The following is a 21,434-nucleotide window of genomic DNA, read 5'->3' on the forward strand; positions in this document are numbered from 1 at the left end:
GGGCACCCGCGTCGGATTCAAGGGGAGGCGCGGGCCCGCAGTGCGCTTCGCGTTACTGCGGAGCCGCCACCGTGACCAGCGCGGGACGCAACACGCGCTCGGCCATCAGGTAACCCTTTTGCAGCGTCGCGACCACGGTGTTGGCCGGCTGGTCGCTGGGCACCATGCCAATGGCCTGGTGCTGATGGGGGTCGAAACGGTCGCCCGGCGCCGGCACGATGGGGGTGATTTTGTGCCGTGCCAGCGCGGCGAGCAACTGCTGCAAGGTGGCTTGCGTGCCCTCGCGGATTTGCTCCAGCGTGGCGTCTTGTGCGGCCAAGCCGGCCTCCAGGCTGTCCACCACCGGCAGCAAGCTCTCGGCCAGGGCCTCGACGGCAAACTTGCGCACCTTGGCGATCTCCTCCTCGGCGCGGCGGCGGGTATTTTCGGCGTCGGCCAAGGCACGCAGCACTTGCTCGTTCAGCTCGGCGTTGCGCTGGCGCAACTGTTGCAGCTCGCTTTGCAGGTCGGCGCCGTTGCCGGTGGCGGATGCGCCGGCAGACGCGTTCGTGGCACCGGCGGCCGGTGCGGCGTCGGCGGTGGACGGGGATTCGGTGTTTGGGGTTTGCGTATCGGTCATGGTGTCGCGACAATCCGTAAAAAAGGACGAAACTATCGATCCTGTATGGGGGCGCTTGGGCCCTTTTTCAAGGGCCCCCTGGCCCGCGGAGTAAAGACATGAAACTGTTTCGTTACGGCCCACCGGGTGACGAGCGCCCGGGGATGCTGGACGCCAGCGGGCAGCGGCGCGACCTCGGTGGCATCATTGGTGACCTCACTGCCTCGACCCTGACCCCGGATGCACTGGCGCGGCTGGCGCGCATCGATCCCACCCGGCTGCCGTTGGTAGCCCCCGACGCCCGCCTCGGTCCACCGGTGGGCGGCATCGGCAACGTGCTGGCAATTGGCCTCAATTATGCCGACCATGCCGCTGAGGCGGGTTTGCCGCTGCCGCGGCAGCCCATCGTGTTTAGCAAGCACACGGGCGCCGTCAGCGGCCCGGATGACGACGTGTGGCTGCCACCGGGGGCGGCCAAGCTCGACTGGGAGGTGGAGCTGGCCGTCGTGATCGGGCAGCCCGCCTGGCACGTGCCCCCCGACGCCGCGTTGCGGGTGGTGGCCGGCTACTGTCTGGCCAACGACGTGTCCGAGCGCGCCCACCAGCTGGAGATGGAGGGGCAGTGGATCAAGGGCAAGAGCTACCCTACGCACTGTCCGCTGGGGCCGTGGCTAGTGACGACGGACGAGATCCCCGATCCGCAGGCCGTGGATCTGTGGCTCGACGTCAACGGGGCACCACGCCAGCGCGGCAGTACCCGCACGATGGTATTTGGCGTGGCCGAGCTGGTCAGCTATCTCAGCCGCTTCATGCGCTTGCAGCCCGGCGACGTCATCTTGACCGGTACCCCACCGGGCGTGGGCATGGGGCAGCGGCCCCCGGTCTATCTGCAGCCGGGCGACGTCATCACACTGGGCAGCCCGTTGCTGGGGCGGCAATGCCAGCGGGTGGTCGTGGCGCCGATGGGGCCGGATTGACGCCAGCACGGCCATCGCCACCGGCGGTAGGGTGGACTGCGGCATCGGGGCCGGATTGGCACCACGATCCGAGTGGGCGCGCAGGGCCGGCGGCTACCATCGTGCCACCATGCCAAACACCGCTGACGATCGCCAGCCGGCGAATCACGCCCCCACCGACGTGCTCGTGTTGCAGCACACCCTCGAAGATCCCGCAGGGTATCTGGCTACGTGGCTGGATGCCGTGGGTGCGCGCTGGGACGTCTTCTGTGCGGAAGCGGGCGAGCATTATCCGGAAACGGTCGCCGGCTACCGGGCGCTCGCGGTGCTCGGCGGTGAGTGGAGCGCCAACGACGACCGACCGTCGCTGCGCCATGCCGAGGCGTTGATTCGTGAGGCCGATGCGCTCGGCATCCCCGTCATTGGCCATTGCCTGGGCGGACAGTTGATGGCGCGTGCCCTGGGCGGGCGTGTGCAGCGCCTGCCGCAGCCCGAAATCGGGTGGCTGCCCATCCGGCACGGTGGCAGTGCCGCCGCCCGCGAATGGCTGGGCGACGATCCGCAACCCGTGGTGTATCAGTGGCACTACGATGGGGTGGTCGAGCTGCCACCCGGGGCAACGGTGCTGGCCGCCTCGCCTGCGTGTGCGGTGCAGGCCTACACCCTCGGTCCCCATCTGGGCATGCAATTCCACATCGAGATCACGCCGCTGAAGATCGAGAACTGGTTAGGGGATCCGGGCCCGGTCTATCCGCACGCGGTGGGCGCACATCCCGATACCGTGCAAGACCCGGCGGCGATGCGCGCGGCGACGGCGGTACACCAGGCCGCGAGCTACCGCCTGGCCGACCACCTGTACCGCGCATGGCAGCGGCGTTGGCGCCCGGCGTCCCGGGTGTGAGGCGCATCGATCGCGCCTTCGGGGCGTCGGCCCGCGGCATACTCCGCACATGCACGACGACGGCACTCCCCCTTTGTTGACCGTGGACGGTGGCGTGGCCACGATCACGCTCAACCGTCCCCGCCACCACAACCGCTTACACGACGAGGACTTGCGGACCCTGATCGGGCACGTGCAAGCCGTCGATCGCGACCCCGTGGTGCGCGTGCTGGTGCTGGCGGCACGCGTGCGCTCGGACGCACCCGTGTTCAGCGCGGGTTTTCACGTGGGCGCCTTCGGCGACGATGCCGGGGCTGCCGTGCGGGCGTTCGCTGCTGCGGCCGACGCGGTGGCGGCGGCCCGGCCGGTGACGATGGCAGCGCTCAACGGCAGTGTCTATGGCGGCGCGACCGATCTGGCGCTGGCGTGTGACTTTCGCCTCGGGGTGGAGGGCATGGAGCTGCGCATGCCCGCCGCGGCGCTGGGGCTGCACTACTATCCCAGCGGCTTGCGGCGTGCGGTGGCCACGATTGGCCTGCGGGCGGCGCGGCGCCTTTTTTTGCTGGGGCAGCCGCTCGATGCCGCCGCGCTGCAGGCGTTGGGTTTTTTGGACGAGTGTGTGCCGGCCGAGGACTTGCCTGCGGCCGTGCGCCAACGCTGCGAGCAGGTGCTTGCACTGGCGCCGCTGGCGGTGCAGGGCATGAAGCAGACGCTGCAGGAAATGGCGTTGGGTGAGGATCAGCCCGCGCGGTGGGAGGCACGTGCGGCCGCGACCTATGCCAGTGCCGACTTCGCCGAAGGGCGGGCTGCGTTTGGGCAGCGCCGCGCGCCCCGTTTTCTCGGTCGTTAGGGCCGCTCGAGTTCGGGTGAGACCGCACCCAACCGCGCCGACAGCCGCTCACCGGCGGCCTGCAGCGCCTGCGCTTGGGCGCTACCCGGGGCCAAATCCAGCCAGGCACTGGGGCCGATGGCCGCCATGACCAGCGCCAACCGCCCCAAACCATCGAAGACCGGTACCGCCATGGCGCTGATGCCCGGCAGCAGTTCGTCGCGCACGCGGCTGACGCGCTCGCGCCGGATGGCTGCCAGCTCGGCCTGAAACCCCGCATCGTCCAACGCGGCGGCCTCGCCCTCACGCGCCAGCGCCGCCGCCACCGCCTCCGCGGGGGCGAAGGCCGCAAACACCTTGCCCGTGCCGGTGTGCCGCAGCGATGCGGGCGTGCCGTGCCGCACGGCCACGTGCACCGGCGTAGGGCCGTGTTCCACATGCACGATGATCGGCCCCATCGGCCCCCACACCGCCGCCGATACCGTGCAGCCGACCGCTTGCGCCAGCGCCGGCAGTTCACTCACGGCCAGGCGCACCGGATCGACCTGCTGCAGCCCGATCAACCCCAGCTGCAACGCCAGGGGCCCCAGCCCATAGTGGCCGCTGACGCGGTCTTGCTCGATCAGCCCCAGCTTGCCAAAGCTCACCAGGTACGGGTGTGCCTTGGCGGGCGTCATGCCCGCGGCGCGTGCCAAATCCTTCAGCGGCAAGGCGGTGCCGCTGCGCACGAGAGCCTTGAGCAGTTGACCGCCCACCTCCACGCTCTGGATGCCGCGCGAGCCGCGCGCTTCCGAGCCGTCGGCAGGGATACCGCTCGTCGCCGGGCGCGTGCGTTTGGGGGGGAGCGTGCTCATGATGGGACCAATCGTATCGACTCACACGCGCTGAGCACGCGCGTGATCCTTGGGTTCGGGTTTATACGGAGTCAAATTCGTTGGACATGGTACAACATGGTCGCGTATGATGTGCGTTGTTGTATGACAAATGCGTTTGGCATGCGTGAACGACGATGCCAGCGCCCACGGAGTTCTCCATGAGCCGAAAAGCTTTTGCCAGCCAGGCCGACCTCGAAGACAAACCGGTCAGCTTCACCCGCCTGTCCGAGCACGCGTACGCCTACACCGCCGAGGGCGACCCCAACACCGGGATCATCATCGGCGACAACGCCGTGATGGTGATCGACACGCAGGCCACCCCCGTGATGGCGCAAGACGTGATCCGCCGCATCCGTGAGGTCACGGACAAGCCCATCAAGTACGTGGTGCTGTCGCACTACCACGCGGTGCGCGTGCTGGGGGCATCGGCCTACCAGGCCGAGCACATCATCGCCAGCCAGGACACCTACGACCTGATCGTCGAGCGCGGCGAGGCCGACAAAGCCAGCGAGATAGGGCGCTTTCCGCGTCTGTTCCGCGCCGTCGAGTCGGTGCCGCCGGGCCTGACGTGGCCGACCATCACCTTCACCGGCAAGATGACGATCTGGCTGGGCAAGCTGGAAGTGCAACTGCTGCAACTGGGGCGTGGCCACACCAAGGGCGACACCGTGGCGTGGCTGCCGCAAGAGAAGATCCTGTTCTCGGGTGACTTGGTCGAGTTCGACGCCACGCCCTACGCGGGAGATGCGTACTTTCGTGACTGGCCGCGCACGCTCGACAACATCGCCGCGCTGCAGCCCGAAAAATTGGTGCCGGGGCGCGGGGCGGCGCTGGTCACGCCCGAGCAGGTGCAAGCCGGTTTGGCCGGAACACGGGCTTTCATCTCGGACGTGTACGCCTGCGTGCAGGAGGGGGTGGCCGCCGGCAAGGACCTCAAGACCGTCTACCGCGAGACCTATGAGCGCCTCAAGCCCAAGTACGGCCACTGGGTGATCTTCGACCACTGCATGCCCTTCGACGTGACGCGCTGCTACGACGAGGCCACGCAATATCCCGACCCCCGCATCTGGACCGCCGAGCGCGACCGCCAGATGTGGGAAACCCTGGAAGGCTGATGCCGCCTTCGCCACCCGAGAGGAGACCGATCATGCAGATTCAACGCATCCACCACGTCGCCTACCGCTGCAAGGACGCGAAGGAAACCGTCGAGTGGTACGTCAAGCACCTGAACATGAACTTCGTGCTGGCGATCGCCGAGGACCAGGTGCCCTCCACCAAGGCGCCGGATCCGTACATGCACGTGTTCCTCGACGCTGGGCAGGGCAATGTGCTGGCGTTTTTTGAGCTGCCCAACTCGCCGGCCATGGGGCGCGACACCAACACCCCCGAGTGGGTGCAGCACATCGCCTTCAAGGTGGACAGCGTGCAGACGCTGGAGGAGACCAAGGCGCGGCTGGAGGCCGCCGGCATCCCGGTGGTCGGCATCACCGACCACACGATCTTCAAGAGCATCTACTTCTTCGACCCCAACGGTCACCGCATCGAGCTGGCGGCCGACGTCGGCACGCCGGACATGTACGAAAAACTCGACGCCGTGAAGTGGGAGATGCTGGACGAATGGGCCCGGACCAAGCGGGCGCCCAAGCACGCCGCCTGGATGCACGAAAAAGAGTTCCACGCCGTCGACTGAACATGTTGCACACCTACACCTATCCGCAGTACGCCTACCGGCAAAGCGACGAGCAGCGCGATGGCCTGCGGGTGCGCCACCCGGTCGTCGTCATCGGCGCCGGCCCCGTGGGCATGACGCAGGCCCTGGACTGTGCCGCCCGCGGCATCCCCACCGTCGTGCTCGACGACAACAACACGGTCAGCGTGGGCTCGCGTGCGGTGTGCTATGCCAAGCGGCCGCTGGAGATCTGGGATCGCCTGGGGGTGGCCGAGGACTTCGTCGCCCAGGGCATTCAGTGGAAGGTGGGCAAGGTGTTCTTCCGCGACGAGCTGGTCTACCAGTTCGACCTGCTGCCGGAAGACCACCACAAGATGCCGGCGATGATCAACCTGCAGCAGTACTACCTGGAAGAGCGGCTGGTGCGCGCCTGCGACGAGTCGCCCCTGGTGGACTTGCGCTGGAAGCACAAGGTGCTGGCGCTGGAGCCGCAGGCCGACCACGTGGTGCTCACGATCGAGACGCCCGACGGCATCTTCAAGACCGAGGCGTCGTGGCTCATCGCCTGCGATGGCGCCAGCAGCGACACGCGCCGCCTGATCGGCGCGGATTTCACCGGCCAGTTCTTCCAGGACCGTTTCCTGATCGCCGACGTGGTGATGAAGGCGGACTTTCCGACCGAGCGCTGGTTCTGGTTCGACCCGCCGTTCCACCGCGGCCAGAGCGTGCTGCTGCACAAACAGTGCGACAACGTCTGGCGCATCGACTTCCAGCTCGGCTGGGACGCCGACCCCAACGAGGAGAAAAAGCCCGAGCGCGTCATCCCGCGCATCCAGGCCATGCTGGGGCCGGACGTGCCGTTCGAGCTGGAGTGGGTGTCGGTGTATCAGTTCGCCTGCCGGCGCATCGACCGCTTCCGCCACGGCCGCGTGATCTTCGCGGGCGACGCGGCGCACCAGGTCTCGCCGTTCGGTGCGCGCGGGGCCAACAGCGGCGTGCAGGACTGCGACAACCTGAGTTGGAAGCTCAAGGCCGTGCTGGACGGCGACGCGCCCGAGGCCCTGCTGGACACGTACCACGACGAGCGCGCCTTTGCCGCCGACGACAACCTGCGCAACTCCACGCGCTCGACGGACTTCATCACGCCCAAGAGCCGCACCTCGCTGCGCCTGCGCAATGCGGTGCTGGAGCTGGCGCGCACCGAGCCGTTTGCGCGCCCGCTGGTCAACAGCGGGCGGCTCTCGACGCCCACCCCGTATATCAACTCCCCGCTCAACACCCCGGATGCGGAGCCGTTTGCCGGGCGCATGACGCCGGGCACCAATTGCGCCGATGCCCCGATCGACGTTGACGGTCGACCCGCATGGCTGCTCAACCAGTTGGGCGATGGCTTCGTGCTGCTGGCCTTTGGGCCCGCTGAGCCGGTGCGCGTGGGCGGCGTCGAGGCGCGGGTGCTGCAGGTGGGCCGCGACCTGCACGACCCCACGGGCGTGCTCGCGCAGCGCTACGACGGCCAGCCCGGCACGGTCTACCTGATCCGGCCCGACCAGTACGTCGCCGCGCGCTGGCGCCGCTTCGACGCTGCTGCTGTCCAGGCCGCCCTGGCGCGTGCGCTGGCGCATGTGCGGGTTTGAACCGGGCTGTGCGCCGCGCCCTCATTCGGAGCTTGTCATGCCGCTGAACCGCCAACCCCACATCCCCGAGCCCGACGCCTTTTACGAGGAATTGATCAACGCCCAGCGCGACCTCACCGACGAGCAGGCGGAGATGTTTCTGGCCAAACTGGTGTTGATCCTGGCCAACCACGTCGGCGACCGCGCCGTGCTGTCCGAGGCGATCACGCTGGCGCGGGCCAACACCCTCGCCACCACTGCCGCTTGACCCTGTCATGTCCCTGATCAACGAAACCCACGATCCCGCCCTGCGCAGTTGGGTCGCCAGCGCCAACCAGCCCGGCCACGACTTTCCCATCCAGAACCTGCCGTTTGCCAGCGTACGTCGCCGTGGCACCGGAGAGCCTTTCCGCGGCGGCGTGGCCATTGGTGACGCCATCGTCGATCTCGCCGCGCTGCACCGCGCACATCCGTTCGACGGGCTGGCGGCCGAGGCCCTGGCGGCGGGGGCCGAGCCCCAGCTCAACGCGCTGATGGGCTTGGGCCCCGCGCACTGGAGCGCGCTGCGGCTGGCGCTGTCGCACGCGCTGCGCGAGGGCAGTGCGCTGCGCGCCGTCGTCGAGCCCTGCCTGATGCCGCAGGCCGAGGCCGAGTACGGGCTGCCCGCCCGCATCGGCGACTACACCGACTTCTACACCTCCATCCATCACGCGACCAACATCGGGCGCCTGTTTCGGCCCGACAATCCGCTGCTGCCCAACTACACCTGGGTGCCGATCGGCTACCACGGGCGTAGCTCCAGCATCGGTGTGTCGCCGCAGGCGTTTCGCCGCCCGCGCGGCCAGATCAAGGCCCCCGACGCTGCAGCGCCCGTGCTGGCACCCAGTCGGCGGCTGGATATCGAACTCGAACTCGGCGTCTTTGTGGGCCCTGGCAACGCGCTGGGCGAGCCCATCCCCGTGGCCGAGGCCGAGGCGCACGTGTTTGGCATCGTGCTGCTCAACGACTGGTCAGCGCGCGACATTCAGGCTTGGGAATACCAACCGCTGGGCCCGTTCCTGGCCAAAAACTTCGCCACCACGATTTCGCCTTGGGTGGTGACGCTGGAGGCGCTGGCGCCGTTTCGCGTCCCGTTCGAGCGCTCAGCCGATCACCCCCCGCCCTTGCCCTACCTGGACCATCCCCGCCTGCGCGAGCAGGGGGCTGTCGACATCCAGCTCGAGATCGCGTGGCAGACGGTGCGCATGGCAGAGCAAGGCCTGCCGCCGCACCCCGCTGCGCAGACCAACTACCGCCATGCGTACTGGACGCTGGGGCAGATGGTGGCGCACCACACCGTCAACGGCTGCAACCTGCAGCCCGGCGACTTGTTGGGCACGGGCACCCTCTCGGGCCCGCAGCCCGAACAGGCCGCCGCTTTCATCGAGCTGACGCAGGGCGGCAAACAGCCGCTGACGCTGCCCAGCGGCGAAGCGCGCACCTTCCTGGAGGACGGCGACACTGTCGTGCTGCGCGGCTGGTGCGAGGCGTCCGGCGCAGTGCGCATCGGCTTTGGCGAATGCCGGGGGACCGTGTTGCCCGCCCGGTCTGGCGATCAGGACCAGTAAACTTCGTCGCCCCGGGCGCGTGTGCTCGCCTCGGGCGTTCCATCGGCATCGGCGGGGCCCCCGGCCTGGGGGGCCGGGTTTTTTCACGGAATACCATGATGACGGATTGGGTTTTTCGGCTGGCCCGCTGGTCGGCCTTGACCGGCGGTTTGGTTCTCGTGGCGATCACGGTCATGGTCGTCATCAGCGTCACGGGTCGCGCGCTCACTGGGCTGGGGCTGGGCCCCGTGCCGGGCGACTTCGAACTCGTCGAGCTGGGCACGGGTGTGGCGGTTTTTTGGTTTCTGCCGTGGACGTTTCTGCGCGGCGGACATGCCACCGTCGACCTGCTCTACCACCACTTGCCACGCGCCGTTCAGCACGTGCTGACCTTGGTGTGTGACGTGCTCATGCTGTTGCTGTGGGCGGTGCTGACCTGGCGGCTTTGGGATGGCATGCTGGAGAAGCGCGAATACCTCGAGACCACCTTCATCCTGCAGCTGCCCGTTTGGTGGGCGTATGCCGCGTGTGTGGTCGGTGCTGCCATTGGCTGCCTGGCCTACGCGGCCAAGGTAGCGATCGATCTGGGGCTGGCGCGCTACCCGCAGGGTTGGCCGGTGGCATCCGCGGGAGCGCATTGACATGACGGGGATCGAACTGGCCGCATGGTCGTTTCCGGTCTTGTTGGCGCTCATTTTCATTCGCGTGCCCATCGGGCTGGCCATGGCCCTCTGTGGGATTGGCGGGGCGGTGCTCATCTACGGCACGCCGGCGCCCCTGCTCAATCAGCTCAAGCAGGTCACGTTCACCACGTTTTCGAACTACAACCTTTCGGTCGTGCCGCTGTTTTTGCTGATGGGGCAGTTCGCGGCACTGGGCGGCCTGTCGCGCGCGCTGTTCAAGGCGGCCGAAGCCTGGATTGGCCACTGGCGCGGTGGCGTGGCCATGGCGGCCGTCGGTGCCTGTGCGGGTTTCGGCGCCATCTGTGGCTCGTCGCTGGCCACGGCCGCCACCATGGGGCAGGTGGCCTTGCCCGAGCTGCGCCGCGCCGGTTACTCGGGGGCGCTGTCCACGGGCTGTCTGGCTGCCGGCGGCACGCTCGGCATCTTGATTCCCCCCTCCGTGGTGCTCGTCATCTACGCGATCTTGACCGAACAGAACATCGCCAAGCTGTTCCTGGCCGCCTTCATCCCTGGCGTGCTGGCGGCCGTGGGCTACCTCATCGTCATCTCGCTGTACGTGCGGGCTCGGCCGAGCAGCGCCGGGCGCATGGCGCCCGCGCCCATGGCCGAACGCTGGAAGGCACTCGTCCAAACGTGGCCGGTGATCGTGATTTTTTTGGCCGTGGTGGGGGGTATCTACAGCGGCATCTTCACCCCCACCGAGGGGGCGGCCGTCGGGGCCTTCGGAACAGGGTTGGCGGCCTGGCTGGCCGGTGGCCTCAACGCCCGCACCCTGCGCGAAGCCATTTATGGCACCGCGGTGGCCACGGGCATGATCTTCATGATCGTGCTCGGTGCCGGCCTGTACAACACGTTTTTGGCGCTGTCGCAACTGCCGCAGGAGCTGGCGCAATGGGTCATCGGCCAGGGCCTTAGCCCGTGGGTGGTGCTGGCGGCGGTGCTCGTGATCTACCTGTTGCTGGGCTGTGTCATGGACTCGCTGTCCATGATCCTGCTGACCATCCCGATCTTTTTTCCGATGATCATGGGTCTGGATTTCGGCTTGACGCCCGAAGAGACGGCCATCTGGTTCGGCATTCTGGTGTTGATCATGGTCGAAGTGGGCCTGATCACGCCGCCTGTGGGCATGAACCTGTTCGTCATCAACAACTTGGCGCGCGATGTGCCGATCCAACACACCTACCGCGGGGTGCTGCCGTTCGTTGTCAGCGACCTGGTGCGTACGGCGATCTTGGCCGCGTTTCCTGGTATTACCTTGTTTGCGCTATGGCTGACGTCGTGAAGCCCACCATGCCCGCAGACGGTGCGGGTGTGCATTCGACCGCACCCTCGATCTCGCGTGTCGGGTTGGTCGGGCTGGGGCCTAGAGCGCGTGCCGGAACATCCGGTGTGCACCGCCGCTACCGTGCCCGCTGCGGTGGCAGCAATACCGTTAAGATCGGCAACCGCTGGCTCTACCCCGATGCACGCTCAAGGAGCTGCGGATGCTGTTCGCGGCGCACGGCATGGGCTTGATCAAGCGGGACACCGAGAATCCGGCCGACAGCCAGATGTTGTTTCCAGCGCGCTTTCGGGTCCGCTGAGCGCTGGATCCGCTGCCCAACGGCCGTCCGCCAAGGGGCGATGGCCCCTCGGACGTCACGGGTTATCGAGGAAGCTGCGCAGCTTCTCCGAGCGGCTGGGATGCTTGAGCTTGCGGATCGCCTTGGCCTCGATCTGGCGGATGCGCTCGCGCGTGACGTCGAACTGCTTGCCCACCTCCTCCAACGTGTGGTCGGTGGACATTTCGATGCCGTAGCGCATGCGCAGCACCTTGGCCTCGCGCGGGGTTAGGGTGTCCAGGATTTCCTTGACCACCTCGCGCAAGCCAGCCTGCATGGCGGCATCGACCGGTGCCACGTTGCTTGTGTCCTCGATGAAGTCGCCCAGGTGGCTGTCGTCGTCGTCGCCGATGGGGGTCTCCATCGAGATCGGCTCCTTGGCGATCTTCATGATTTTGCGGATCTTGTCCTCCGGCATCCCCATTTTTTCCGCCAGGATCGAGGCGTCGGGCTCCACGCCAAACTCCTGCAGGTGCTGGCGCGAGATGCGGTTCATCTTATTGATGGTCTCGATCATGTGCACCGGGATACGGATGGTGCGCGCCTGATCCGCGATCGAGCGCGTAATGGCCTGCCGGATCCACCAAGTGGCATAAGTGGAAAACTTGTAGCCGCGCCGGTACTCGAACTTGTCCACCGCCTTCATCAGGCCGATGTTGCCCTCCTGGATTAGGTCCAGGAACTGCAGGCCGCGGTTGGTGTACTTCTTGGCAATCGAGATTACCAGCCGCAGGTTGGCCTCGATCATCTCGCGCTTGGCGTCGCGCGACATGGCTTCGCCTTCGTTCATGCGCTTGTGGATCGCCTTGAGCTGCTCCAGCGGCACCACGACTTGCGTTTGCAGGTCGATGAGTTTTTGCTGCAACTCCTGGATGGCGGGGATGTTGCGCCCCAGCACCGCGCTCCACGGCTTGTTGGCCGCGGCTTGGCGTTCCACCCACTGCAGGTTGAGCAGGTTGGGCGGAAACTCGGCGATGAACTTCTCTTGCGGCATGCCGCACTTGTCCACGATGATGCGGCGCAGCTCGCGCTCGATGCGACGCACGGTCTCGACCTGCTGGCGTACTTTGTCGCACAGCGTCTCGATCGCCTTGGCGGTGAAGCGGATCGTCATCAAGGTCTCGGTGATGCGCGCCTGCACCGCTCGGTAGCGCGGCGTGCCCCAGCCCTCGGCCTCGTAGACTTCGCGCAGCTCGTCGAACTGCGCGCGGATGGCGTCGAAGCGCTGTAGCGCCTCGCGCTTGAGCTCCTCCATCTTGCGCGTCAGCGCCTTGGAGCCGCCCTTGCCATCATCGTCGTCCTCGTAGTCGTCGAAATCTTCCTCGGCGACGTAGTCGTCGGCTTCGTCGGCGTCGGTAAAACCGTCCACCACCGCCGAGATGATGGTCTTGCCCTCGCGGATTTCGTCGGCCATGACCAGGATGTCGTGGATGATGGCAGGCGACTCCGAAATGGCTTCCATCATCTCGTGCAAACCGCGCTCGATGCGCTTGGCGATCTCGATCTCGCCCTCGCGCGTGAGCAGCTCTACCGTGCCCATTTCGCGCATGTACATGCGCACGGGGTCGGTGGTGCGGCCAAATTCGCTGTCCACGGTGGACAGCGCGGCTTCGGCTTCTTCCTCGGCCTCTTCTTCGGTGGTGACGGCGGTGGGGGCGCCGGTCAGCAGCAGGGTTTCGGCGTCGGGCGTCTGGTCATAGACGGCCACACCCATGTCGTTGAGCAGCGAGACCACGACCTCCAGCGTCTCTTGCTCGACCAGTTTGTCGGGCAGGTGGTCATTGATCTCGGCGTGCGTCAAGTAGCCGCGCGTCTTGCCCAGCTTGATGAGCTGCTTGAGCTTTTCGCGCCGCAGCTTGGCCTCTTCTTCGGTCAGAACGGTGTCGTCCAGGCCGAACTCCTTCATCAAGGCGCGCTCTTTGGCCTTGCTGAGTTTCATGCGCAGCGGCTTGGCCTTCTCGGCTGCTTCGGCCGCGCTGCCGGTTGGGTCGTCGGCCACGGCCTCGACCTCGTCGTCGATCAGCTCGTCGTCGAGGTCGTCGGTCAGGTCAGCGTCGTCGAAGACGTCGTCCTCAGCCTTGGCTGCGGCGGGCTTGCGGCCACGCGCGGCGCCACCTTTGGCCGCGCGGGCTTTGGTGGTACTGGCTTTGGCCGCACCGGATCGGGACTTGCTGCCCGTGGCCTTGGCGGGGGCGGCCTCCTCGGCGGCCAGGGGCGCGGTGTCGTCGCTCTCGACGGCAGTGGCAGCGGGGACCGGCTTGGCGGCCTTCGGGGTGCGCTTGGTGGGTTTGGGTGCGGGCGAGGCCGCAGGGGTGGCCACCGCGGCGACCTCGGCGTTGACGGCTTCGGCGGTGTTCTGGGTTTTTTTGGAACGGGTACTCACGGCAAACGCTTTCTGCCCGGCGTGGGGGCGGGCCTGACGGAGAAGAAAAAGACACGAGAAAACGGCTCCGCGGAGCCATGCCCATGTGGGGTTGGCCCGTCGGCTTCGCAAGAGGGGTGGGCGAACATTTGGTGTGCAGTCCTTGCGGGGGCGGACGCGCCGTGGGCGTCCTGGCCAGCGGGGGAGCGGCCCGCGTGACCGACTGACCGGTCGACATGGGTGGCGGTGCACGGGGTGCCTGCCATCGACGGGTCGGGCTGTCGGCTGGCCCTGTCCGGAGGTGCTGCTGTCGCGCTTGCGAAACCTCTCATTATAGCAGAGTGTCGTCTTTCTGTAGCAAACGACGTTCGGCGTTCACCTCGCGGTAGCGAGCCAGCGCTTGCGGGTCGGTCGCGGCGCGGGCGATCAGCTCGGTCTCCAGCCGCATGAGCGCTTCGATGCGGATGCGGCGCAGCAGTTCACGCAGCTCGTGCCGGATCTCCTCGTCTGCGGGGGCGGCATCCGCCGCCGCGCCATCGCCCGATGGGGCGTCGAAGCGCTCCAGCCACGGTCCGCTGTCGTGCAGCGCCACCGCCAGCGCCTCGAACGGCTCTCCCCGCAGTGCTTCGCGCAGTGCGGCCCAGGGCTGAGGGCCATGTTCCAGCCACTGGCGCTCCAGCCAGGCGAACAGCGGCCCGTGGGGAGGCGGTTCGGCGGCCAGCAGCGCGTGGTCGTCGGCGGTCAGCCAATCCCACGCTTGCGGTGTGCCCAGCACGATGCGCGCCACCCGGTCGGCGCGGCCCAGCAGTCCGCGCACGGTGCGGCGCGCACGGGGGGTAGAGCGGGGCTGGGTGGGAGCGGCGCCCGTCGGCGGCAGCGGGCGGCGCGGCGGCGCCGCCCGCTCGGGCGCCTGTGCGCGGGTGGCCACCGCGCCGTGCCGGCCGGGCGCCGCCCATAGTTGCGCCAGCTCGCGCGCCTCGAGTCCAATGGCGTCGGCCAGTTCCTGCAGCAATTGGCGCTTGAGTGCACCGTCGGGCATGGCGCTCCACAGCGGCTGCGCTTGCGCGCTCAAGCGTGCCCGACCCTCCGGCGTGTCCAGGTCGCAATCGGTGGCGGCCACCTCCAGCAAAAAGCGGCTCAGCGGCGTCGCGTCGCGCACCGCTGCGGCAAAGGCGTCGGCGCCGCGCTCGCGCACGAAGCTGTCCGGGTCATGTTCTGGCGGCAGAAACAGAAAGCGTACGCTGCGCGTATCGGTGGCCAGCGGCAGGGCGGCTTCCAGCGCGCGTCGTGCCGCGCGTCGGCCGGCCGCGTCGCCGTCGAAGGCGAACACCACCGTGTCGCTGAAGCGAAACAGCTTGCCCACGTGCTCCGGCGTGCACGCGGTGCCCAGCGTCGCCACCGCGTGCTCGAACCCCCACTGTGCCAGCGCCACCACGTCCATGTAGCCCTCAGTCACCAGCACGCACCCGGCTTGGCGGATGGCGCTGCGGGCCTCGAACAGGCCGTAGAGTTCTTCGCCCTTGTGAAACACGGGTGTCTCGGGGCTGTTGAGGTATTTGGGCTCACCCGCGTCGATCACGCGGCCACCAAAGCCGATCACTTCGCCTTTGACGTTGCGGATCGGAAAGACGATGCGGTCGCGAAAGCGGTCATAGCGGCGCTGGCCTGGGGCGTCGGCCACGCCGGTGTCGTCGCTGGTGATGACCAGCCCGGCTTCCACCAACCGCTCGTCCTGGTAGTCGGCAAAGACGGTGGACAAAAAGCGCCAGCCCGGCGGCGCATAGCCCAGCCCGAAGCGCTTGGCCACCTGCCCGGTCAGGCCGCGGCGTTTGAGGTAGTCGATGGCGCGCGGCGACGTTTTGAGCTGCGCTCGATAGGCGCGTGCCGCCAGTGCGAGCACTTCGGTCAGTGTGGCTTGTCGCTGGCGCTGCGCTGCGGCGCGCGCGCGCTCCTGCGGCGAGCGCTCGTCATCGGGCACGGTCAGCCCTGTTTGCTGCGCCAAGTCGCGCACCGCTTCGGGGAACGAGGCGCCCGTGTGCGCCATCAGGAAGTCGATCGCGTTGCCGTGCGCGCCGCAGCCAAAGCAGTGATAGAACTGCTTACTGGGGCTGACGGTGAAGGAGGGCGACTTTTCGGCGTGGAAGGGGCACAGCCCGACGAAATTGGCGCCCCCCTTGCGCAGCGGCACATAGCGCCCGACGACCTCGACGAGGTCCACGCGCGCCAGCAGCGTCTGCAAAAATTCGCTCGGGATGGCCACAGGCCGGGATTATCGCGTGCCGCTGTCGTTGCCGCCGTCATGGCTCGCGCCGGGGCGCTCGCGCACCAGTGCCTCGAACGCCTCGACGGGCATGGGCCGCCCGTACAGATAGCCCTGCAATTGGTGACAACCGTGCTCGAGCAGGTACTGGGCCTGCTCGGGCGTTTCCACGCCTTCGGCCAGCACGGTCATCCCCAAGCGGCGCCCGAGCGCGATGATGGTGGTCACGATGGCTTCGAAGTGGCGGTCGTGTTGTTGTAGCCGGGCCACGAAGCGCTGGTCGATCTTGATGACGTCGAACGGCAGCTCGGCCAGGTAGGCCAGCGAGGAATAGCCGGTGCCAAAGTCGTCGATCGCCAGCGACAGGCCGTGCCGGTCCAGTGTCTGCAGCACCCGTCGTGCCTCTTCGATGTCGCCCAACAAAACCGATTCGGTGATTTCCACTTCCAGCCGCTGGGGCGATATACCGGCCTGCCGCAGCGCATGCAGCAGCCCGTTGGCGAAGTCGGGCTGCGCAAACTGGCGCGCGCTGATGTTGATGGCCAGCCGCAGGCGCGACAGCGCCGGGTCGTCGCGCCAGCGCGCCAGCAGCGCCAGGGCTTGCGCCAGCACCCGTTGCCCCAGCGGTACGATCAGGCCGCTTTCCTCGGCCAGCGGGATGAACTCGCTGGGGGGGATGAAGCTGCCATCCGCCTGCGGCCAGCGCACCAGTGCTTCGGCGCCGACGATGCGCCCCTTGGCATCGACCTGGGGTTGCAGGTACAGGCACAGCCTCCCCGTGTCGATGGCATCGCGCAGCGCGTCCAGCCGCTGCTGGCGCTCGCGCATGGCGGCCTCCATCTCGGGGTCGAAGAAGGCCACGCCGTTGCGCCCCCCTTGCTTGACGCTGTACATGGCCAAGTCGGCGGCGCGCAGCACGGCTGCCGCGTCTTCCGCCTGGGCATCGTCGTCACCAAAGAGCGCGATGCCCACGCTGCACGTCAATCGGGTCGACTGGGCTTGCCCAGGCAATTCCGGTGGTGCGGTCACACCGATAACGATTTTGTCGGCCACGGTGCGCGCCGCGTCGGCAGCGCTGGCCCGGCTGGGGTGTGCGGCGGGCAGCAGCACCAAAAATTCGTCTCCCCCTAAGCGCGCCGGGGTGTCTTGCTCGCGCAGCGCGGCGCGCAACCGCTGGGCCACCGCGCGCAGCACGGCATCGCCTGCATCGTGGCCGTGCACGTCGTTGATGGCCTTGAAATGATCCAAATCGACGAACAGCACTGCGCCCCAGCGCCCGTCGCGCCGCGCGGTTAGGATGGCTTGTTGCAGCCGATCCAGCGCCAGGCGGCGGTTGGCCAGGCCGGTGAGCGCGTCATAGAAGGCGAGTTGTTGGATCTGTGCCTCGGCCTGTACACGCCAGCCAATGTCGCTGAAGATGGCCACGTAGTGCCGGACTTTCCCGACCGCGTCGGTGACCGCGCTGATGGTCAGCCATTCGGGGTAAATCTCGCCGTTCTTGCGGCGGTTCCAGATTTCGCCCTCCCAGTGGCCGTCGCGCTGCAGTGCCTCCCACATGGCGCGGTAAAAGTCTGCCCCGTGGCGGCCCGAGCCGAGCAGCTCGCCGGGCTTGCGGCCCTGCGCTTCGGCCTCGGTGTAGCCGGTGATGGCGGTGAACGCCCGGTTGACGCGTATGACGCGCCCGCTAGCGTCCGTGATGAGCACGCCCTGCGCGCTGTCGAACGTCTTGGCCACGACCGCCAACTCGTCCAGCAGGGTTGCCTTGTCGCGCAGCAAGCCTTGCAGGCGTTGGCGCTGGTGGGCCATCCAGCCTGCGAGTGCGCCCAGCGCCACGATGCCCCCAGCGGCGGCCGCCCAGCCCGGCGCGTTGAGACGCAGGTTTTCTTGCCACGTCAAGCGCGGGGTGCCGAAAGGTTCGGCGCGCAGCTCGCGCAGCAGGCGCTCGATCGGGGCATAGGTCAGCGCCGGTGTAAAGCCCGCGATCTCACCGCCGGCCAGCCGGGCGTCGCCGCGCAGGGCCAACAGGGCTTGCGTGATCAAACCCCGCCACTCGGTGTCCACGTGCGGCAGCGCCAGCACCGCCCATTCGGGGTACAGCGGGGTGCTCACCGCCACGGGGTAGCCCGGCAGGTCTTGCCGTTGCAACACCCGCAGGCGGTTCGGGGGGATGGCGCCGCTGGCCAGCAGTGCTTCCCACACGCCGTCACGCACGAAGGCGGCGTCCGCTTGGTCGTCGAGGACGGCGCGCACGGCACGGTCGTGTGGCATGCCGGTGTAGACCCAGTCGATCTCGCTGTCGCGCACGCCACGGCGGTGCAGTTCGAAGCGCTGCAGGTGCAGTCCGCCCAGCGATTCCTTGTGCACCGCCGCCACGCGGTGGCCGCGCAGATCGCGTCAATGCTGTAGCCGGCTGTGGCTGGCCACCAGCACCACCCCACCAAAGGCGGTCGTCTCGATGCCGCGACGGCGGCGTACCAGCGTGGCCATGGGGGTACTGGCCCCCTCGCGCACCGCCAACATGACCGCGTGCGCCGGGTTGGTGATGACGAGATCGACGCGCCGTGCCGAGATATGGGTGTCGAGTTCGTCGTACGGCAGCAGTTGGGCCTCGACGGTCAGCGGAGCGAGTCGCTCGTCGAGGGCTTGCAGCAGTGGTCGCCAGGTGCGCTGTTCGACGTCCAGCGGGCGGTAGATCAGAATCCCCAACCGTACCGTCTGGCGCGGGGGATGCGCCGCGCGCGCGGCACTGGCGGCCAGTGCCAGCCCGCCCAGCAGCCAGCTGCGCCGCGTCAGGGCGGCGCTACCCGCATTGGGGGGAGGGCGCAGGGGGCTCATGTCGGGGCTTCGGTTCCGATGGTATCGGGCCACACCAGGGGGGTGTCGACTTCGGTGCCCGACAGCAATCCATTGCGGCGCATCAGGTCGCGCAGCGCGTCGGCCACGGCGGGCAGGCGCGCTTCATCGCCCACCAGCCAGTCGCGGTTGTCGCGCCAGCCGGTCAGTCGCAGGCCGGCAAAAAGCGCGAAGACCTCGTCGCGCGGCACGTCTAGCCAGGGCGCGAGTCGGTAGCGGCTGTCCTCCGGCAGTTCGTTGAGGTGCCGCTGGGCCGCCCACACGCTGGCCAGCAGTGCGCGCCACTGGGGGGTGTGCCGACCCGTGGCAAAACGCGCATGGACCGCCAGCACGTCCACGATAGCCCAGGGCGCGGGCAGTTGCGCACTGTCGAAGATGGGCACGGCCCCGCGATGGCGCAGGCGGCCTGCGGTGGGCTCGAAGGTCACGAGCAGGTCGACCTCGTGTTGGTGCCAAGCGGCCTCGTGCCGGTCGAACGGGACGTGCACCATCTGCACGTCGCTGGCTTGCAGCCCCGCGGCCTGCAGCCACGCCACGGCCATCAGTTCGCCCACGGCGTTGTTTTCGTGTCCCAGGCGCGCGCCGCGCCACTGCGCAGGGTCGGCATGGCTGGGGCGGGCCAGCACTTGGTCGGCCCCCAGCGAGATGTCGAGTATCCCCATGACCCGCAGCGGCAGTCCTTGGTGGCGGGCGCCGATCACTTCGTCGAGCGTGAGCGCGGCCGCCGCGACGCGCCCTTCACGCAGCGCTTGCAGCGATGCCGACGCCGCGCCGGTGCGCAGTGCCTGCACGGCAGCCTCTTCCCACCAATCCAGGCTGCGGGCCAGCTCCAGCGGCGCATAACCGGGCCAAGGGTGGTAGGCCACCCGTAGCAGCTCACGCGCCGCGCACCCGGTGCCGCCGCCAGCGGCCAGCACGGCCGCACTGGCCAGCGCGCCCCGCAGTATCCCACGACGATTCATCATGATGGCAGAAAGTGTTTGGGGGGCCGACCCGACGCGCTGAGCTGCGGAATGAGCCGAAATGTTAGCCAATCTCGACCCGGTTTTTACCGGCGCGCTTGGCACGGTACATGGCAGCATCGGCGCGGGCGATGGCATCGGCCACGGGTTCGTCCGCGCGCAGCTCGGTCACGCCAGCGCTGAAGGTAATGAGCACGTGCTGCTCGCCTTGCAAAAACAGGTGCGTGCTCAGGTCACGCTGCAGGCGGCGCACGACCTCGGCCGCCTCGGTCGGCTCGGTGTCGGGCAGGATGATGATGAACTCCTCGCCGCCGTAGCGCCCGATGGTGTCTTGCGGCCGCAGGCTGCGGCGGCTGACGTCGGCCAGGTGCTTGAGCGCCGCGTCACCGGCCAGATGGCCCAGGGTGTCATTGAGGCGTTTGAAGTTGTCGACGTCCAGCAACGCCAGGCACAAGTGCGTTCCCTGGCGCTCGGCACGCCGGCTTTCGCGGTCGATGGCGGATTCCAGCCCCTTGCGGTTGAGTACGCCAGTCAGCAGGTCGTGCGTGACGAGCTCGGCCATCTGATCCAGCTCCCGCTGCAGCCGTTGGACTTCGGCTTCGGCGCGGTTGGCGCGGTCGCGCAAGTCGATCAGCTCGTCGGCCACGCGCTGGGTGTCGGTGGCGAAGGCGCGCGCGGTCTGGATGGCTTCTTGCACCACCGGCGCCATGTCGGCCAGGCTGGTCGCTTGCTCCAGGCGCTGCGCGCAGGCTTCGAATTTGCTGTGGTACTGGCTGGTGGCGTCGGCCGTCTGCGCCAGCCGCTCCAGAAAGGTGGCCAGCGTCTGGCGCATCAGCTCCTGGGCTTGCAGCGTCTGCTCACGCGCCTGCACTTGCTTGGCGGCGATGTCCTTGAGCCGGCTGTGCAGGTCCTCCAGCCGGCGTTGCGACAGCGGCGGCTGCACGGCTTGCACCAGCGCTTGCAACTGCTGGCGTAGCCATGGGTTGTCGGGGCTGAGCGCATCGAGCTGTTCGAGCACTTGGCGCAGCAGCGCCAACAGCCCCTCGCGTACGCCCAATTGCTCTTCAACCCCAAACGACAGTCGCCATGCGTAATCGGCCAGCAGGCGCCGCAGGGTCGGTGTGTGGTGATCGGGCAGGCGCAGGTACTGCACCAGTTCGCTGCCCAGTTGCTGCAGCCGGGCGTCGTCAGCCGCCACCAGCGGCTGGGCGATGTCGATGATGCGCGCCGTCTGCTCGGCGATCTCGGGCGCGATGGGCGGCGCAGCGTCTGCCGAAGCGGCTGGCGCGGTGGGCGCAGCGGGTGGGGCGTTATCGCGTTCCTCGCGGGTGCTACCGACGGGTGGTGGGGCAGCCGCCGCGCTGGCCAGGTGCTGCGTCAGCAGTTTTTCCAGGTCTTCCCAACTGTGGCGCGAGACGGCCTTGTTGAACAGCGCCTTGAAGCGCACTTGAGCCGGGGTGCGCTCCGGCAACGCTTGGCCGATCTGGCGCAATTGCAGCAGCGGAAACGGCTGCAGCGGCCGGGTGCCCGCGACCTCATGGTAGGCGCTCTGAAAATTGTCGGGCGTGGGCGGCAGCCGACGCGCCGCCAGTAGCTTGACGGCCTCGCGGGCGATTTCTTGTGGAGTCGGGGTGGCCATGGTTGCGGGTCAGCCGTGTAGACGCGCGGACAGCCGCCAGTGTAGCGCTCCCCGGGGACGAGGGCCTC

General features: G+C 68.0%; 17 protein-coding genes and 1 pseudogene. 10 read left to right on the forward strand and 8 right to left on the reverse strand.

All coding sequences use genetic code 11. The annotated features are described in order from the left end of the window. Positions 1-52: 52 nt before the first annotated feature. On the reverse strand, positions 53-619 hold the full coding sequence (gene grpE / locus ACPYIS_RS09235; protein WP_299019826.1) for a nucleotide exchange factor GrpE: 567 nt from the start codon (positions 617-619) through the stop codon (positions 53-55). Positions 620-717: 98 nt separating this feature from the next. On the opposite strand from grpE, the gene ACPYIS_RS09240 reads away from it, so the two are divergent. The 3 genes from ACPYIS_RS09240 to ACPYIS_RS09250 all read left to right on the forward strand — a co-directional run bounded on the left by ACPYIS_RS09240 (position 718) and on the right by ACPYIS_RS09250 (position 3,284). Continuing rightward, positions 718-1,575, forward strand: coding sequence for a fumarylacetoacetate hydrolase family protein (locus ACPYIS_RS09240; RefSeq protein WP_299019824.1), 858 nt, complete (start codon positions 718-720; stop codon positions 1,573-1,575). A gap of 109 nt (positions 1,576-1,684) precedes the next feature. Further along, positions 1,685-2,455, forward strand: a complete 771-nt coding sequence (locus tag ACPYIS_RS09245) for a type 1 glutamine amidotransferase (RefSeq protein WP_299019822.1) — start codon at positions 1,685-1,687, stop codon at positions 2,453-2,455. Positions 2,456-2,504: 49 nt separating this feature from the next. Next, positions 2,505-3,284: an enoyl-CoA hydratase/isomerase family protein gene (locus ACPYIS_RS09250; RefSeq protein ID WP_299019819.1), complete on the forward strand. Its 780-nt coding sequence runs from the start codon at positions 2,505-2,507 to the stop codon at positions 3,282-3,284. Here ACPYIS_RS09250 and ACPYIS_RS09255 read toward each other — a convergent pair. Further along, complete coding sequence (locus ACPYIS_RS09255; RefSeq protein ID WP_424859477.1) at positions 3,281-4,117, reverse strand: IclR family transcriptional regulator; 837 nt, start codon at positions 4,115-4,117, stop codon at positions 3,281-3,283. The genes ACPYIS_RS09250 and ACPYIS_RS09255 overlap by 4 nt on opposite strands. A gap of 179 nt (positions 4,118-4,296) precedes the next feature. On the opposite strand from ACPYIS_RS09255, the gene ACPYIS_RS09260 reads away from it, so the two are divergent. The 7 genes from ACPYIS_RS09260 (at position 4,297) to ACPYIS_RS09290 (ending at position 10,971) form a co-directional block, all read left to right on the forward strand. Beyond that, positions 4,297-5,253: an MBL fold metallo-hydrolase gene (locus ACPYIS_RS09260; RefSeq protein ID WP_424859476.1), complete on the forward strand. Its 957-nt coding sequence runs from the start codon at positions 4,297-4,299 to the stop codon at positions 5,251-5,253. A gap of 32 nt (positions 5,254-5,285) precedes the next feature. Then, entirely contained in the window at positions 5,286-5,828 is a 543-nt protein-coding gene (locus tag ACPYIS_RS09265) for a VOC family protein (RefSeq protein WP_424859475.1), read from the forward strand. 2 nt (positions 5,829-5,830) lie between these two features. Next, positions 5,831-7,441: an FAD-dependent oxidoreductase gene (locus ACPYIS_RS09270; protein WP_424859474.1), complete on the forward strand. Its 1,611-nt coding sequence runs from the start codon at positions 5,831-5,833 to the stop codon at positions 7,439-7,441. Positions 7,442-7,478: 37 nt separating this feature from the next. Continuing rightward, positions 7,479-7,688 (forward strand): DUF2783 domain-containing protein, encoded by a 210-nt coding sequence (locus ACPYIS_RS09275; RefSeq protein WP_299020588.1) that lies wholly within the window; start codon positions 7,479-7,481, stop codon positions 7,686-7,688. A gap of 7 nt (positions 7,689-7,695) precedes the next feature. Continuing rightward, positions 7,696-9,027 (forward strand): fumarylacetoacetase, encoded by a 1,332-nt coding sequence (gene fahA / locus ACPYIS_RS09280; RefSeq protein WP_424859473.1) that lies wholly within the window; start codon positions 7,696-7,698, stop codon positions 9,025-9,027. Between the two features lie 98 nt (positions 9,028-9,125). Beyond that, the gene (locus ACPYIS_RS09285) at positions 9,126-9,647 is read left to right on the forward strand and encodes a TRAP transporter small permease (protein WP_299020584.1); all 522 of its coding nucleotides are present in this window, start codon (positions 9,126-9,128) and stop codon (positions 9,645-9,647) included. A 1-nt stretch (position 9,648) separates the two neighbouring features. Then, positions 9,649-10,971: a TRAP transporter large permease gene (locus tag ACPYIS_RS09290; RefSeq protein WP_424859471.1), complete on the forward strand. Its 1,323-nt coding sequence runs from the start codon at positions 9,649-9,651 to the stop codon at positions 10,969-10,971. A gap of 356 nt (positions 10,972-11,327) precedes the next feature. Here the strand turns inward: ACPYIS_RS09290 and rpoD are convergent, their stop codons facing one another. The 6 genes and pseudogenes from rpoD to ACPYIS_RS09320 all read right to left on the reverse strand — a co-directional run bounded on the left by rpoD (position 11,328) and on the right by ACPYIS_RS09320 (position 21,366). Continuing rightward, a complete protein-coding gene (gene rpoD / locus ACPYIS_RS09295) occupies positions 11,328-13,673 on the reverse strand; it encodes an RNA polymerase sigma factor RpoD (protein ID WP_424894716.1) in 2,346 nt (781 codons plus the stop codon). Positions 13,674-13,983: 310 nt separating this feature from the next. Further along, positions 13,984-15,912, reverse strand: coding sequence for a DNA primase (gene dnaG / locus ACPYIS_RS09300; protein WP_425973505.1), 1,929 nt, complete (start codon positions 15,910-15,912; stop codon positions 13,984-13,986). Between the two features lie 9 nt (positions 15,913-15,921). Further along, positions 15,922-17,718 carry a putative bifunctional diguanylate cyclase/phosphodiesterase gene (locus ACPYIS_RS09305; protein ID WP_425974113.1) on the reverse strand — a complete coding sequence of 599 codons (1,797 nt, stop codon included), beginning with the start codon at positions 17,716-17,718 and terminating at the stop codon, positions 15,922-15,924. Positions 17,719-17,886: 168 nt separating this feature from the next. After that, a pseudogene (locus ACPYIS_RS09310) lies at positions 17,887-18,747 on the reverse strand (phosphate/phosphite/phosphonate ABC transporter substrate-binding protein); the annotation flags it as partial. Next, positions 18,744-19,730 carry an ABC transporter substrate-binding protein gene (locus ACPYIS_RS09315; protein ID WP_424859466.1) on the reverse strand — a complete coding sequence of 329 codons (987 nt, stop codon included), beginning with the start codon at positions 19,728-19,730 and terminating at the stop codon, positions 18,744-18,746. The pseudogene ACPYIS_RS09310 and the gene ACPYIS_RS09315, both read right to left, overlap by 4 nt. A gap of 61 nt (positions 19,731-19,791) precedes the next feature. Beyond that, positions 19,792-21,366 carry a diguanylate cyclase gene (locus ACPYIS_RS09320; protein WP_424859465.1) on the reverse strand — a complete coding sequence of 525 codons (1,575 nt, stop codon included), beginning with the start codon at positions 21,364-21,366 and terminating at the stop codon, positions 19,792-19,794. Positions 21,367-21,434 lie beyond the last annotated feature (68 nt).

The sequence above is a fragment of the Tepidimonas sp. HKU78 genome, assembly GCF_049860815.1.
GTDB lineage: Bacteria > Pseudomonadota > Gammaproteobacteria > Burkholderiales > Burkholderiaceae_C > Tepidimonas.